Here is a 13,841-nt window from a genome sequence, read left to right as displayed (position 1 = left end):
CTCACGGGCGGCGGGCGGGGGCACAGCCTCCAGTCGCTGTCGAAAAAGCTCGGCATGGGGAAGCCCACCCACCGGGCGATGGACGACGCCCACGCCACGGGAAAGATACTCCTCGAGCTTTCGTGCATCGAGCGGGACAACCACATGACCCTCTCCGAGCTCCTCTCCATCGCGGGAGCCCGGTAGCCGCACGGAAGCCGGGAAACAGAGAACATCGAAGAAACGGAAAGAACGGTTGCGTGGAAACCGGGCTGCCGGAGAAGCCTGAGCCCGGCGGCACGATCTCACTCCTCGAGACGCGAAAGGGCTATGTCCCTTTTTTCCTCGCCCTTTCGTGAGCCCTCATCAGCTCCTCCCGCAGCTGAGGAAGTCTCCGGTAAAGCCTCTTCGGCTTTTTCCTCTTTACCTTCGAAAGCGCGTAAGCGGTGATGAGGGGAAGGGAGATCGTGCTGTCGACGTAGCACACCACGGAGTCGGGAAGCCGGTCGGGGGCGACCTTGCCCCAGGAGACGGCCTCCGACGGCGTGGCGCCCGACAGCCCCCCCGTGTCGGGCCGGGCGTCCGTGGTCTGCAGGAAGTAATCGTGACCCCGCTCCCTTATGCCCAGTATCTCCTGAATGTGGGGCTCCGTCTGGAGGAGGAAGTTCTTCGGCGCTCCCCCCCCGGCTATGAAGACGGCGCTCTTGCCCCCCTTTTTCTTGGCCCCGTAGACGATCGCCGCGCTCTCGCTCACGTCCGCCGACACATCGACCATCGGCCCGGCTCCCTCCATGTTCAGGGCGGCGATGTTCATGCCGATCGACGAGTCCCCCGGGGAGGGCGTGAAGACGGGCACCCCGTAGCGGCTCGCCGCCGCGAGGAGTGAGTGGCCCCCGAGGCCCAGCTTCCTCTCCCTCTCCAGGAGGTAGGTGCCGATCAGGTGGTGCAGGGTGGACGTCCCCATCGTGCGTTGAAACTCCCTGCCTCTCAGGACCTCCCGGAAAAAAGCGTCCGTGTTCAGGAGCACCCCGTAGTCGAAGAGGACATCGTAGATGCGGATCACCCCCTCCCGCCTGAGCGCGGTATCGTCGACGAAGGGGGAGCCCTTCCGGATGGGCATGCCGAGGGCGAAGTGGGCATCGTGATAGAGGTTCGCGCCGGTGCTCACGATCCAGTCGACGAAGCCGTTTTCGATGAGGGGCACGATACAGGACCCGCCGAGGCCCGCAGGGGTCAGGGCACCGGACAGGGACATGCCCACGGTGACCTCTTCCGCAAGCATCCGCTCCGCGAACAGGCGCGCCGCTTCCCGCAGCCTGGCCGCGTTGAACGCGTTGAAGTGGTTTTCCACCACGGCCTGGAGGGTTATCCCCCTCCGGATGCGCCCCGGGGCGATCCTCTGGCCCTTGAGATAGCGTGACTTTTTCATGTTCGCCTCACCCGCCCGTTCTGCACTCAATCCCCGAAGCTGATCCCGATCGACCGCGCCACCCTCACCAGGGGATGATTGCGGGGTACGACTTTCAGTTTCCTCACGGCCTCCGTTATCTTCACCGGGACGATCCTGGTCCCCCGCAGGCCGACCATGTAGCCATACTTCTCCTCTGCCACGAGCCCCACCGCCTCGGCACCGAACCGGGTGGCAAGTATCCGGTCGAAGGCGGTCGGCGAGCCTCCCCTCTGGAGATGGCCGAGCACCGTCACCCGTGCCTCCATGTTCGCGCACAGCTCGACCTTTTTCGCGACCACCAGGCCTATACCGCCGAGCCTCACCGGCTCGGGCCTGTCCCTGGTAAACTCGTCGATCACCATCTGCCCGCCCACAGGCGTAGACCCCTCGGCGATCACCACGATGCTGAACCGCTTTCCCCCTTCGCTCCGTGCGTTGATGACGTCACAGATCTTCTCTATCGTGTAGGGAATTTCCGGTATCAGGATAACCTCGGCGCCACCGGCCACCCCTGCCTCGAGGGCAATCCAGCCGGCGTAGCGCCCCATCACCTCGATAAACATCACCCGGTGGTGCGACGTGGCCGTGGAGTGAATCTTGTCCACCGCCTCCATCGCCGTGGTGACGGCGCTGTTGAAGCCGAAGGTAACATCCGTGCCCATCAGGTCGTTGTCGATCGTCTTGGGCACCCCCACGATGTGCAGCCCCTTTTCAGCGAGAAGGGAAGCCACTTTCAGCGTCCCGTCCCCCCCGATTACGACGAGGGCATCGAGCCTGTGCTTGCGGTAGACCGCCACCGCATCGGCCGACAAATCTTTGAAGCGCGGCCTGTGGGGGGTCCCCACGTTGAACCTGAAGGGGTTGTCCTTGTTTGACGTGCCGAGTATCGTCCCCCCGGCGGTGATGATACCCGAGGCGCTCTCCAGGGGGAGAGGGCGGTACCTGTCCCTGACGAGGCCGAAGTAGCCGTCCTCGAACCCGATCACCTCATACCCGTGCTGGAGAATCGCGCTCTTGACGACCGCCCGTATAACCGCGTTCATTCCCGGGCAGTCCCCGCCGCCGGTGAGCACCCCTATCCTCTTGGCAGGCATCTTCGGACCCCTTCCCGGCTCTCACATCTCGTACACGGACTTTTTCCCTGATATGTCTTCCCGAAGCGTCCCGTTTTCGAAGTTCACGATGATGACGGAACGGAATCTCCTGGTCGTCTCCACGGTCCAGCCCGAATCGATATGCACCCGCGCCCGGAACTTCCCGGCAAGCTCCCCCCTGCTCTCGTAATATTCCGGGGCGATGCGCCCGAACAGCTCCATCCTCCCGGAGAGGACCTCCGCGCCGAGAGAGAGCTTGTCCGAGAACTGCTCGCCGTCGATCATCGCGATCTCCCTCCCGCCGAGGTCCATCACGCCGTGCAGGCCCCGCGTCTGCTCCACCGTCACGGGCTCGACGGAAATGGTTGGCCCCAGGAACGGGAGGTAGAAGGTCCTGCTCTCCCGTTCTTCCTCGCCCAGGACCATCGTCCTGCCCGCGAACTCCGTCAGCGGCGAGGAGAGGAGGTTTTCCAGCTGCGCGACGTAGGAGGAGACATTGAAGGAGCTCCCCATCACGTCCCAGACGGCGGTCTCCTGCATCCCCCTGACCCAGTCATCGTAGGCGCTCTCCAGGGATGAAAAGTCGACCTTCTCCGTCGCGAAATCGACGGAGAACTGGAGCGGGTTCGGCGGGTTGAACTGCAGGAACGGGGCCCGGATGAACTTTTCATCCTTTAAAATCTCCACCTTCTCGAGCGTTACCTGCACCCGTGCCACATCGCCCGTCCTCTCCATCACCTCGTAGAGGGCGACGACCTTGAGCCCCGTTTTTCTCGAGCGCTCCAGGGCGGCTTCGTCTTTTACCTCGAGCTTCCAGACCGCTTCGGTGACCGAGGTAAGCTCCTGCCGGATGGTAAACCCCGCGCCCGGCCCCGCCGCGATCTCCTTCACGCTCCCCTCCCTGCCCACCTTCTTTATCGGGAGGGTAGCGCAGGCGGACAGTGCGGCAGAGGCCAACAGCACCCACAGCAGGGAAACGGCGGTGCGCATGCGTATCATCTTCCTGCCCCCCTTTCCGTGCGCTTTCTGATTCATTCTATCCTAAAAAAGGGCGGGGGGCATTCCCGCAAGTGAATTTTTTCGCCGGGACGCCTGTGTCACACCCAGCCCAGGGCCCGAACGGCAAATATCCAGAGGGATATGGTAAGGGACGACGCGAGGGTCGATACGATGATGATGGTGGAGGCAAGGGCCGTGTCGCCGCGGAGCTGGAAGGCGAAGACGTAGGTGACCACCGCCGTGGGCACCCCCATCATGATCGTCCCCGTGAGCATGTCGTCCCCGCTGAGCCCTATCAGGTGAAAGAGGAGGATGGCGACCAGGGGGAGGACGAGGTTTTTCAACAGCGCCGCCAGGGTGGTGAGCAGGTAGCTTCCCCGGGAGAGGGCGAAATCGAAAGAGCCGCCCAGGCACAGGAGGGCAAGGGGCAGCGTGGCCGACGAGAGGATATCCAGGGTCCGGGTGAAGATCAGGGGAACGCCGATCTCGAAGTAGCTCCAGGCGATGCCGAGAAAGGCGGAGAGGATCAGGGGGTTGGTGGCGATCTCACGGAAAATTCCCTTTTCCCCCTCTTTCCGCTCGTTTTTGTGGGGAAGGATCAGGGCGATGATGGCCAGAAAGTTCAGGAGGGGAACCATGAATCCCAGGAGAACTCCCGCCTTTCGCAGCGCCGCGTCGCCCGCCGCGCTGTAGACGATCGGGAGCCCCACGTAGGCGAGGTTTGCCCGGAAGGACCCCTGCACGAAGGTCCCCTTCACCGAGGGGGAAAAGCGAAAGACCCTCCCGATAAGGGATGCGAGGAGAAAGACGAAGACCGTGGCGGCGTAGCTCCCGAATATCAGGCCGGGGCTGAAGGCGACGTCGAACTTCGAGGTACCGATCTTGTAGAAGAGAAGGGCGGGGAGGAGCACGTAGTAGATCAGGTCGTTTGAGACCTTCACGAAGGCCTCGTTCACGAAGCCGAACCTTCTCAGGGAGTAACCGCAGAGCACCACGATGAAAACGGGGAATACAGCCGTCACTATGTCCATGTTCGCGTCTACCCGCCGCGGGGAATCAGCACCCGGGTTTTCTCACGGGCCTGCCACGGGGCACTTTTTTGCAATGCACGCCCTGCCTCCACGAGCGGCATGCCCGGTCAGGAGTGCTCATCGATGTCGAAGTATTCCCGCAGGAATGGAACGAGCCTGCGCTCGATCTCGTCCCTCGACCCCCTGAAGACGGAGAGAACCTGCTCCTCCGTCCCCGTGGCGTAGATCGGATCCTCGAAGGGCATGTGGACGCGCTCTTCCGCGTTCTGGAACTCGGGGCAGTGTCTGTCGGCGTGGCCGCAGAGGGTCACGACGAGGTCGAACCGTACATGCCCGAGCTCATCCACGTGCTTGGAATACTGGCGGCTCGTATCGATACCCTCCTCTTCGAGGACCCTGCTCGCGTAGGGGTGGACCCCCGCCGGATGGGTCCCCGCCGAGAAGACGTCGAGCGCGTCGCCGAGACGCCTCGTGACCACCCCCTCGGCCATCTGTGACCGGCAGGCGTTGCCGGTGCAGAGGAGAAGTACCTTCGGTTTGCCCATGGAGACAATTATAGCACTTTCTCTCCCTTTTCATGACACCGGCGTGGAAAGGGACCGGTTGCGGCCTGGCGGGCGGGCCCAAAATTCGGCGATGATTCTTCCCGTCTCTGCTATTATGGTATCCTGATACGAGCTGGGAGGGCACGATAGGATGATCAGGGTTCTGCTCGTGCAGCAGAAAAAAGAGCTCCAGGTCCCCGGACCCGCGACGGTCTCGAAGATACTCGACGAGATCGGCGTGAAGAAGACGACCACCGTCGTGGTGAGCGAAAAGAGGATACTCACGCCCGACAGGACCGTCGAGGACGGCACGGTCCTGGAAGTGATCTCCGTGGTCTCGGGGGGGTAACCGGCGTGAAGTGCAGGCGGTGCAAGAATAACGAGGCGGAGGTGATCCTGCGGCGCCACAATGCCGTCTTCTGCCGGGACTGCTTCCTCCCCTTTTTCGAGAACCAGGTGAAGCGGGCGATATCGGAGCACGGGCTCTTCGAGAAGCACGACCGCATCGCCGTCTGCGTCTCCGGCGGTAAGGACTCGCTCGTTCTGTGGGACGTCCTCCTCCGGCTGGGATACCGGGCCGACGGCCTCTACATCAACCTGGGCATCGGTGAATACTCCCGGCAGTCACAGGAAAAGGTCGACGCTTTTGCCGCCGCGAAGGGGCTGAAAGCGATCATCGTAGACCTGCCGGGGGAGGGGATGGACCTGCCGTCGGTAACGGCGGCGCTGCGGAAGAAGGAGTGTTCGGTCTGCGGGGTCATCAAGCGCCATTTTTTCAACGCCGTGCCCCGCAACCGGGGGTATACCGTCGTGGCAACGGGCCACAACTTAGACGACGAGGCCTCCCGGCTGCTCGGGAACTTTCTCCAGTGGAACACGAAATATATCGAGAAGCAGCACCCCCTTTTGAAGGAGACGCCCTCGGGAATGATGCGGAAGGTAAAGCCCCTCGTACGGCTCACGGAGTACGAGACCGCATGCTACGCCCTCATCCGGGGGATAGACTACATGCTCTACGAGTGCCCCTACGCTCGGGGGGCAACCTCGATGGTCTACAAGGATGCCCTAAACAGCATCGAGGAGAAGATACCGGGCACGAAGGCGCGCTTTCTCTACGGCCTGCTCGCGGGCGAGCTCTCCGGGCTCGGCAGGAAAATGGAGGGCGCCGGTGAGAACGCCGGGGACACAAACGGCCTTGCGTGCGGCTCCTGCGGGGAGCCCACCTACACGGAGCTGTGCGGGTACTGCAGGCTCAGGGCCGCCGTCACGGAAAAGAGGGAGAAGAGATCGAAGGGGGCTCTGAGGTGAACCCCCTTTCCGCCGGAGAGGACGTCATCCTCCTGGACAGCAAGGGAAGGGAATACCTGGTCACCCTGAAGGAGGGGCAGGCCTTCTCGACCCACCGGGGGATGCTCCCACACGACCTCATCATCGGGAGAGAGGAGGGGACGGTGGTCACCACGGAGCGGGGTGACGAATACACCGCCTTCCGTCCCACCTTCAACCAGTTCGTCCTGAACCTGAAAAGGACGGCCCAGATCATCTATCCGAAGGACATCGGGCCCATCCTTTTGTGGGCCGACATCCACCCGGGGGCCTTCGTCGTCGAGGGGGGTGCCGGATGGGGAGCACTCACCATCGCCCTTCTTCGGGCCATCGGGGAAAAGGGGAGACTCGTTACCTACGAGATACGGGAGGACTTCGCGAAAAAGGCCGAGGAGAACGTACGGCGCTTTCTCGGGGACGCCCCCAACCACGAGCTGAGGCGCGGCGACATCTACGAGGGAATTACGGAGAGGGAGGTGGACAGGATCATCCTGGACCTTCCGGAACCGTGGAGGGCCGTCACCCACGCCGCATCGTCCCTTCGAAGCGGCGGCATCCTCCTCGCCTACCTCCCCACGATCATCCAGGTGAGGGAGCTGTGCGAAGCCGTGCGCAACCTGAAAACCTTCACCGAGCCCGAGGTCTTCGAGGTGTCCCACCGGCCCTGGAACGTGAAGGGCCGGTCGGTGCGCCCCGTCTCGTGGGTCTTCTCCCACAGCGCCTTCATCATCGTCACCCGGAAGACCCTCCTGCCGGAATATCGAAACATAGATGATGAATGATCTGTAATTCGGAATTCGGAGTGCGGAATGCGGAATGAACACCCAACGCTAAACGCGAAACGCTAAACGCGAAACCGGTTTCCCGGGACCCGGAACCAGGGACCCGGGACTCGCATTTATTTCGGCCATCTGTCGAGAATGCTCGTCCCCACCAGCAGGCCGAAGTAGTCCTCCTGGTTCTTGATGAACATCATGTCCTTTCCGGCCATGTTCCACCCCGCGAGCTCTCCCTGCTTCAGGGCGCTCCTCCAGCCGAAATTGATCATGTTTATCCCTCTGTTCACGTCCAGGATCTCCGCGCAGTCACCGGCGGCAAACACGTTCGAGACATTGGTCCGCAGATATTCATCCACCAGGATGCCGTTCCCCGTCTTTATGCCGCTCCCGTCGAGAAACTCTATCCGCGGGGTGCGCTCCGTGGCCATGACGACGAGGGTGCATTCCACCTTCTGACCCCCGGTCGTTATCACCCGGTACTTGTTCCCGTCCACGTCGATGATGTCCGCGATATCGGCCCCGTCGAACACCTTTACGCCCCGCTCCTTGAGGATCTCCTTCGCACGCAGCTCGACCTCCCCCGTTATGGGGTTTCCGAACCGGGGAAGACCCGGGTTTATCCAGACCACCTGGAGGCCCAGGCGGCGGAGCGCCCTGGCCGTCTCTATGCCCAGGTAGCCGGGGCCGTACACCAGCGCCGTGTCCGACCGCAGGGCCCTGCCCTTGATCCGCACCGCATCGGCAAGGGAATTCAGCGTCAAAAACGTCCCCTGCGAGGAGGATATGGCCGGCGGGGTCTGGGGGGTGGCCCCCGTTGCGATCAGAAGAAAGTTGTACTCCCGCTCGGTTCCGTCGGTGAAGAGCACCCGGTTGTGGCTCGTATCGATCCGCTTGGCCCTCGCACCGAAGAGTATCTCCACGCCCGCCCCGGCGACGTCCTTTCCCAGGGGCGAGAGGATCGTCTCTTCGTCGAGGTCGCCGAATATCAGCTCGGGGAGGTTCGGCCTGAAATAGAGGGGCTTGAACTCCTCCGTCGCTACTGTGATCTCCGCGTCCCCCTCCCTCTCCTTGAGGATTTTGGCGGCGTTCACGCCCGCCGGACCGCTTCCAAGGATAAGATACCGCACGGCTCTCCCTCCTTTCGTCTCTATATCTTCCAACTTACCACATGCGCCGTGGGAACGCACACGGTTTGACGGTGGTGCCCGAAAAAAAACAGTATTACAGTAAATAGGCGGTCCGACGATGTCAACAAAAAGAACGTCTCCCCGGGCCCGGGAACCAGACGACGGAAACGCCCCCCCAGAGCGGTTCCGCCCTGCCCGGTAGGCACCGACCGTCAAATCACCACTTTTTTTCGGTTATTTAACCGGATGCCCGGCAATATCCCGTCCTGCCATCAAAAATAAACCATTGTAATTCAATGTGTTACGGCAATTCGTCCGTTCGGCATGCATATTGCTCACTAACAGTTAACGGTTATGAGGGGAGATGCTGTTTTAGCAAAACACCTCCTCCTTTTTGGGAGAGCGTTCCGCGGCTTCTTTTATTGCGTATTTTCGGTGGATTGAACGGTATGCGCGGTTGCAGAGGCAACAAAATGAATTCACGGGGCTTTCTGGCACAATTCCTCAACATGATGCCCCATATTGCACAAAAGCACTTAACCCGGGAAAAACGATTTTTTGTTCAGAGGGAGGGAAGGTCACAGAAATACCTTTCGGCCCTCTTTACGAACTGTCGTTGCTTAATCAGGAATATTTCTGATCTGTGCAACAAAACTACTACAAAAAAGGGGGTGATAGCACGACCAAAACCATTTTTCCTGTCATTTCACTATCCACACTGCTTTGAACGCCAAACTGTAAGGAGGGGATATGAGCATTAAATGGATACGAAGGAAAGGCAAGTATACGGTGCTGCTGTGTGCGCTGCTCTTCGCCACCGCCCTGTTCATCGGGTGTGACGACGGAGACGACGGCAAGCCCGGATCGAGCGCGGGAACCCTTTCCGGAACGGTAACCGTAGAAGACACATCAATAGGCATCCCTGACGTCACGATATCCACCGAACCAGACATACAGGGAGACATAACGACCGACGCGAGCGGAAACTACTCTGCTACACTCCCCATCGGGGTATACCAGGTCACCTATACACGGGACAACTTCGGGTCAGCCACCGAATCAGTAAGTATTGTCGCCGAAGCTAACGTAGTCAGGAATGTGGAGCTCAGCGGCCAGCCCGTGGTGGTCATCGCCTCGGCTGCGTCGGGGGCTGTCAGCCCGGGAGACCCGGTATCGCTCTCGGCCACGGTGGAAGCGCTCGACGGCTCCACGATCCAGAGCATCCTCTGGGAGCAGAGCAGCAGCGCGCCGGTTCAGGACATCAACCCGCCTGACGCGCTCGCCACGACGGTCACGCTGGGGACTCTTGACGCCTACCGGGACGAGCTCTTCACGGTGCTCACGGAGCCTCCCATCTCCGAGGCGCAGCTTCCCCCCGACATCGAGCTTCCCGAAAGCGGGTTCGTCGGCGGCCTTCAGGACCGGTTTCAGGTGGTGGGACTGGATCCCTTCTCCCTCGAGGAGGCCGCCCTGGTCACCATGAAGGTCACCGTCACCACGAGTTCGGGACCCTACCACGACGAGGTGGAGATCCACGCCACGCTCCCCTGGAAGGTAACCACAGGGGTAAACAACGTGCCAATCGGGATACCGGTGCTGATGCACGGTGGAACGGTGGGCGGCACGCAGTCCTCCTGGGACTGGACGCTCACGCCAGCCAGCGGATCGAGCGCGACGCTCGATGACGGCACCCTGCAGAACCCCACCTTCACGCCCGACGTGGACGGCACGTATACCGTTGCCGAGGCCAACAGCGGCACATCGATCGACGTGTACGCCGGCACCTGGGAGGGTATCATCACCGGCCAGGACTCAGAAGGGCGGCCTGAAGCCAGTAATTGCATTATCTGTCACCCAACAGTCGTGCCAGATTGGGCAAAGACCGGTCACGCAGTGATATTCACGGACAACATGAACAACCCCAGCGGCCACTGGAGGCTGAGCTGCGCCGGCTGCCACGGCGTCGGTTATGACACCGCCGTGGACAACGACGGCTGGGACGAGGCCATCGCAGCCGAGGGGTGGGTTGTTCCGGATCCCGGACCCGGGGTCTGGGCCGACATACTGGATACATATCCAGATACCGCCAGGCTCTCCAACATCCAGTGCGAGAACTGCCACGGCCCGCAGAATTCGTCCGGCCTTCCCCACAGCCTTGGCCACAGCAGTTACCCGGCACGGTTAAGCCTCGCCTCGGAGGTGTGCGCCTCCTGCCACGGCGAGCCGCTCCGGCACGGCCGCTTCCAGCAGTGGCAGCTCTCCCACCACGCCGACTACGCGGTCGCCATCGATGAGGGGCAGAGAACAGACTGCGCCCGCTGCCACACGGCCAACGGGTTCCTGGCCTGGGGCGAGGAGGCCGACTGGGGTGACCAGGAACTCTCCGCGATCACCTGGACGGAGGACGAGACCCACCCGCAGACCTGCGTCACCTGCCATGACCCGCACGCCGTCGGGACCACAACCGGCACGGGGACGGACGCGACCACCCGGGTCTTCGACGACACGCCCGTGCTCGCAGCCGGCTGGAGCGCTTCCGGCGTTGGCAACGGCGCCATCTGCATGACCTGCCACAACACCCGCAGGGGACTCTACAACGACGCAGCAGCCGCAGCCGGCACGGTCACCTTCTCTGACGGCCGCGCTCCCCACGGCGGCGCCCAGGGAGACATGGTGATGGGTCAGAACGCCTTCTTCGTTACTATTGGAGCTCGGGGGCCCCACTCGATAATCGACGACACCTGCGTCAACTGCCACATGGAGAAGTCGCCGCCGCCGGCTCTCCTCAGCTATAACCAGGGCGGTTCGAACCACACCTTCGAAGCCAGCATCGACATCTGCTCCGAGTGCCACACCTCCATCAACGGGGATGCGCTCCATGACGCTATCGAAGCGGAAATGGAGAGGCTCATCGACGAGCAAGAGCTCGCCATCGCAGAGCTCATGAACGCCCAGCTGGCATCAACGGACATCACCCTGTTTGACAGCGCGCGTCGGGATGAGGATGCGGCGGTAGTCGCCGTTATCTCCCTGGACTCGTCGGTAACCATCGCAAACTTCGGGGAATCCCATGGCCGCATGTCCATGGACGTAAACGACGGCACGACAACCTATGAAAACGTACAGCTCCGGCGTGTTGCCATAGGCAATAATACGGTTTTCGATTCGGGGGACAACCTCTTCGCATCCTATGAGGAGGGTGTTATCATACTGAAGGCTGGGTGGAACATCCTCATGGTGGAGAACGACGGATCCCACGGTATCCACAATCCCCCATTCGCCACCTCGATTCTCGGCGCCGCAGGGAACGTCCTTTCCACCACCGACTTCACGACAGCGACCCCCGTACCCTAAACCCGGTCATGGGCAAAACCGAGCCAGTAAACCCGGCGGGGCCTGAAAGGTCCCGCCGGGTTTTTTTCTCCCCTACGTGTAATGAACACAGGCACCCTGCAAACGATGGCCTTCTGCCGCATTAGTCCGGCTTTTCCCGCAGCGGCGTTATTTTCATTTTTACCGGAAAGATTTTTGTGCTACTCTATGGGCAAATTTGTGCCTGAAGGGAGAAAACGAAAGAGCATAACATACGAACTCTCCAGTAAAGGAGCACGTGTCATGATGCGAAAGCTATGTGCATCACTCGTTCTTTCAACCCTCCTCATCGCTCCGGCCGGGATCTTCGCCGCCGAGCTTCACAGCACATCGAAAACCTACCTGCGCATCCGGGAGACGGCAAGCGGCGACAACCTCATCCCCCTGTACGAATACCTGGACGTGAACGCCGAGAACATCGGGGGCAGGGATATCTCCTTCTACGCAGCGGGGTGGGGAAGGTTCGACCTCGCCGACGAGACCTATCCCGGTGAGGCCGAGGGGGACCTCCAGTACGCCTACCTGCGCATCCGGGAAATCACCGGGGACAACACGATCGACCTGGGGAGGTTCTGGATCTCCGAAGGGGTCGCCTCTGAGCAGATCGACGGGATCGCCCTCAAGACGGGACTTGCGGGAGGCCTGGGATTCTCCGTCTACGGCGGCCTGCCGGTGGAGACCGACTTCGACAACAGGAGCTCCGATTACATCTTCGGCGGGAGAGTGTCCTACGAGCACGCCGGCGAGGACGGGCTCCTCTTCCGCCTGGGCGTCTCGGCACTCAAGGAGGACAACGACAGCAACGATTTCCGCGAGGAGGAGGGGTTCGACGTCTGGCTCCGCCCCATTGAGGCGCTGGAGGTGCAGGGCCGCTCCTTCTACAACTCGATCTCGTCGGGATGGATGGAACACAGCTACTACCTGACGGCAAAGCCCGCGCCAAAGCTGAGGATACGGGGGGAGGCGTCCCTGGTCGATTACGAGCACTACTTCCAGTCGCCCACGCTCAGCGTCTTTTCACCCCTCTTCCAGGACCCGGGGGAGTCGGTACTGGTAATCGGGGCCGGCGCCGACTACACCTTCACGTCCCGCGTAAGCGGCGGCGTCGATTTCAAGAACTACGACTACGACATCATGGGAACGGCGAACCTCTTCGGCGGCAGGCTCACCTACGCGGGCCCGAAGTCGCTCGATCTCGGCCTGGCCATCCACCGGATGGACGGCGAAACGGACGAGCTCTCCTACAACCAGTTCAGGGTCTACGGCCAGAAGAAATACGGCAAGATCGACGTCACCGTCGACATCTTCGACGTGAACTACGACGAAAAGATCCGGGGCGAGGACAACGCCATATCCCTCTCCCTTGCCGGCGGATACGCCATCAGCGACAAGGCCCGGATAGGCGCCGATTTCGAATACGCGGAAAACCCGAACTTCGACGAGGACCTGAGGGTCTTCATCAAGTTTATCTACCAGTTCGGTGAAATCCCATGGGGGGCTTAGGAATGAAGAACCTCTTCGCCAAGATTACGCTCGTTATCATTTTAACCGCGGTCATCGCGGCCTTTTTCGCCTGCGCCGAACGCAGGTACGAGGTCGTCTGGCACCCCGAGGAGCTGGATAAAAAACCCCTGTGCAGCGAGTGCCACGAGGACGACAAGACGGCGCTGGACCACACGGCTGATTACATAGAGAGGCACAAGTTCTACTCTTCCCAGCAGCAGGAGACCTGCGCGGTCTGCCACAAGCAGTCCTTCTGCGCGGACTGCCACGCCAACTACGAGGAGATCAAGCCGAGCGACAAGTACAAGGACTCCCCCGAGCGGGCACTCCCCCACCGGGGGGACTACATAACCCAGCACCAGATCGACGGGAAGATCAACCCGGCTTCCTGCTTCAAGTGCCACGGCCGCCAGAACAACAGGGGGTGCAAGCGATGCCACAGGTAAGATCCTATCCACTGCTCGTACTCGTGCTTTTCACCGGCCTTCTCATGCTTTCGGGATGCAGCGACAACAGCACCACGGCGGTCTTCGACCCGGATAGCGGCCATCCCTCCGGGTGGATCGCCTCCCATCCTTCCTTCGCCCTGCCCGATGCGGGCGACTGCACGAACTGCCACGGGACCGACCTCGGAGG

At 61.5% G+C, this 13,841-nt stretch carries 14 protein-coding genes; 8 read left to right on the top strand and 6 right to left on the bottom strand.

Features of this window, described 5'->3' with window-relative positions; translation table 11 throughout:
• The coding region (locus tag GTN70_10690; protein NIO17434.1) for a hypothetical protein at positions 1 to 186 on the top strand (186 nt) is incomplete at its 5' end.
• Between the two features lie 121 nt (positions 187 to 307).
• Here GTN70_10690 and GTN70_10685 read toward each other — a convergent pair.
• The 5 genes from GTN70_10685 to GTN70_10665 form a co-directional block, all read right to left on the bottom strand.
• Positions 308 to 1,408 carry a deoxyhypusine synthase gene (locus GTN70_10685; GenBank protein ID NIO17433.1) on the bottom strand — a complete coding sequence of 367 codons (1,101 nt, stop codon included), beginning with the start codon at positions 1,406 to 1,408 and terminating at the stop codon, positions 308 to 310.
• Positions 1,409 to 1,434: 26 nt separating this feature from the next.
• Complete coding sequence (locus GTN70_10680; GenBank protein NIO17432.1) at positions 1,435 to 2,523, bottom strand: ATP-dependent 6-phosphofructokinase; 1,089 nt, start codon at positions 2,521 to 2,523, stop codon at positions 1,435 to 1,437.
• A gap of 21 nt (positions 2,524 to 2,544) precedes the next feature.
• Positions 2,545 to 3,522: a hypothetical protein gene (locus GTN70_10675; GenBank protein ID NIO17431.1), complete on the bottom strand. Its 978-nt coding sequence runs from the start codon at positions 3,520 to 3,522 to the stop codon at positions 2,545 to 2,547.
• A gap of 98 nt (positions 3,523 to 3,620) precedes the next feature.
• Positions 3,621 to 4,553 (bottom strand): AEC family transporter, encoded by a 933-nt coding sequence (locus GTN70_10670; GenBank protein ID NIO17430.1) that lies wholly within the window; start codon positions 4,551 to 4,553, stop codon positions 3,621 to 3,623.
• A gap of 107 nt (positions 4,554 to 4,660) precedes the next feature.
• A complete protein-coding gene (locus GTN70_10665) occupies positions 4,661 to 5,098 on the bottom strand; it encodes an arsenate reductase ArsC (protein ID NIO17429.1) in 438 nt (145 codons plus the stop codon).
• Positions 5,099 to 5,249: 151 nt separating this feature from the next.
• On the opposite strand from GTN70_10665, the gene GTN70_10660 reads away from it, so the two are divergent.
• The 3 genes from GTN70_10660 to GTN70_10650 are packed head-to-tail and all read left to right on the top strand — an operon-like array spanning position 5,250 to position 7,206.
• Complete coding sequence (locus tag GTN70_10660; GenBank protein ID NIO17428.1) at positions 5,250 to 5,447, top strand: thiamine biosynthesis protein ThiS; 198 nt, start codon at positions 5,250 to 5,252, stop codon at positions 5,445 to 5,447.
• A gap of 5 nt (positions 5,448 to 5,452) precedes the next feature.
• Positions 5,453 to 6,406, top strand: a complete 954-nt coding sequence (locus GTN70_10655; GenBank protein NIO17427.1) for a tRNA(Ile)-lysidine synthetase — start codon at positions 5,453 to 5,455, stop codon at positions 6,404 to 6,406.
• Positions 6,403 to 7,206, top strand: a complete 804-nt coding sequence (locus GTN70_10650; protein NIO17426.1) for a tRNA (adenine-N1)-methyltransferase — start codon at positions 6,403 to 6,405, stop codon at positions 7,204 to 7,206. Before GTN70_10655 ends, GTN70_10650 begins: the two co-directional genes overlap by 4 nt.
• A 116-nt stretch (positions 7,207 to 7,322) precedes the next feature.
• Here the strand turns inward: GTN70_10650 and GTN70_10645 are convergent, their stop codons facing one another.
• On the bottom strand, positions 7,323 to 8,330 hold the full coding sequence (locus GTN70_10645; protein ID NIO17425.1) for an FAD-dependent oxidoreductase: 1,008 nt from the start codon (positions 8,328 to 8,330) through the stop codon (positions 7,323 to 7,325).
• 750 nt (positions 8,331 to 9,080) lie between these two features.
• On the opposite strand from GTN70_10645, the gene GTN70_10640 reads away from it, so the two are divergent.
• From GTN70_10640 to GTN70_10625, 4 genes are all read left to right on the top strand, one after another.
• Positions 9,081 to 11,684, top strand: a complete 2,604-nt coding sequence (locus GTN70_10640; GenBank protein NIO17424.1) for a hypothetical protein — start codon at positions 9,081 to 9,083, stop codon at positions 11,682 to 11,684.
• 261 nt (positions 11,685 to 11,945) lie between these two features.
• Positions 11,946 to 13,205 carry a hypothetical protein gene (locus GTN70_10635; GenBank protein NIO17423.1) on the top strand — a complete coding sequence of 420 codons (1,260 nt, stop codon included), beginning with the start codon at positions 11,946 to 11,948 and terminating at the stop codon, positions 13,203 to 13,205.
• Between the two features lie 2 nt (positions 13,206 to 13,207).
• The gene (locus GTN70_10630) at positions 13,208 to 13,651 is read left to right on the top strand and encodes a cytochrome C (protein NIO17422.1); all 444 of its coding nucleotides are present in this window, start codon (positions 13,208 to 13,210) and stop codon (positions 13,649 to 13,651) included.
• Positions 13,639 to 13,841: cytochrome C (locus tag GTN70_10625; GenBank protein ID NIO17421.1), on the top strand; the 203-nt coding region annotated here is incomplete at its 3' end. The genes GTN70_10630 and GTN70_10625, both read left to right, overlap by 13 nt.

Source organism: Deltaproteobacteria bacterium, assembly GCA_011773515.1.
Lineage (GTDB): Bacteria > Desulfobacterota > Deferrimicrobia > J040 > J040 > WVXK01.
Note: the sequence above shows the minus strand (reverse complement) of the source record. Positions and strands in the feature narration are given on the sequence as shown.

Bases quoted from the DNA above. Each gene is read 5' to 3' on its own strand.
- GTN70_10685 (NIO17433.1), bottom strand. From the start codon at position 1,408: ATGAAAAAGTCACGCTATCTCAAGGGCCAGAGGATCGCCCCGGGGCGC.
- GTN70_10680 (NIO17432.1), bottom strand. From the start codon at position 2,523: ATGCCTGCCAAGAGGATAGGGGTGCTCACCGGCGGCGGGGACTGCCCG.
- GTN70_10675 (NIO17431.1), bottom strand. From the start codon at position 3,522: ATGATACGCATGCGCACCGCCGTTTCCCTGCTGTGGGTGCTGTTGGCC.
- GTN70_10670 (NIO17430.1), bottom strand. From the start codon at position 4,553: ATGGACATAGTGACGGCTGTATTCCCCGTTTTCATCGTGGTGCTCTGC.
- GTN70_10665 (NIO17429.1), bottom strand. From the start codon at position 5,098: ATGGGCAAACCGAAGGTACTTCTCCTCTGCACCGGCAACGCCTGCCGG.
- GTN70_10660 (NIO17428.1), top strand. From the start codon at position 5,250: ATGATCAGGGTTCTGCTCGTGCAGCAGAAAAAAGAGCTCCAGGTCCCC.
- GTN70_10640 (NIO17424.1), top strand. From the start codon at position 9,081: ATGAGCATTAAATGGATACGAAGGAAAGGCAAGTATACGGTGCTGCTG.
- GTN70_10635 (NIO17423.1), top strand. From the start codon at position 11,946: ATGATGCGAAAGCTATGTGCATCACTCGTTCTTTCAACCCTCCTCATC.
- GTN70_10630 (NIO17422.1), top strand. From the start codon at position 13,208: ATGAAGAACCTCTTCGCCAAGATTACGCTCGTTATCATTTTAACCGCG.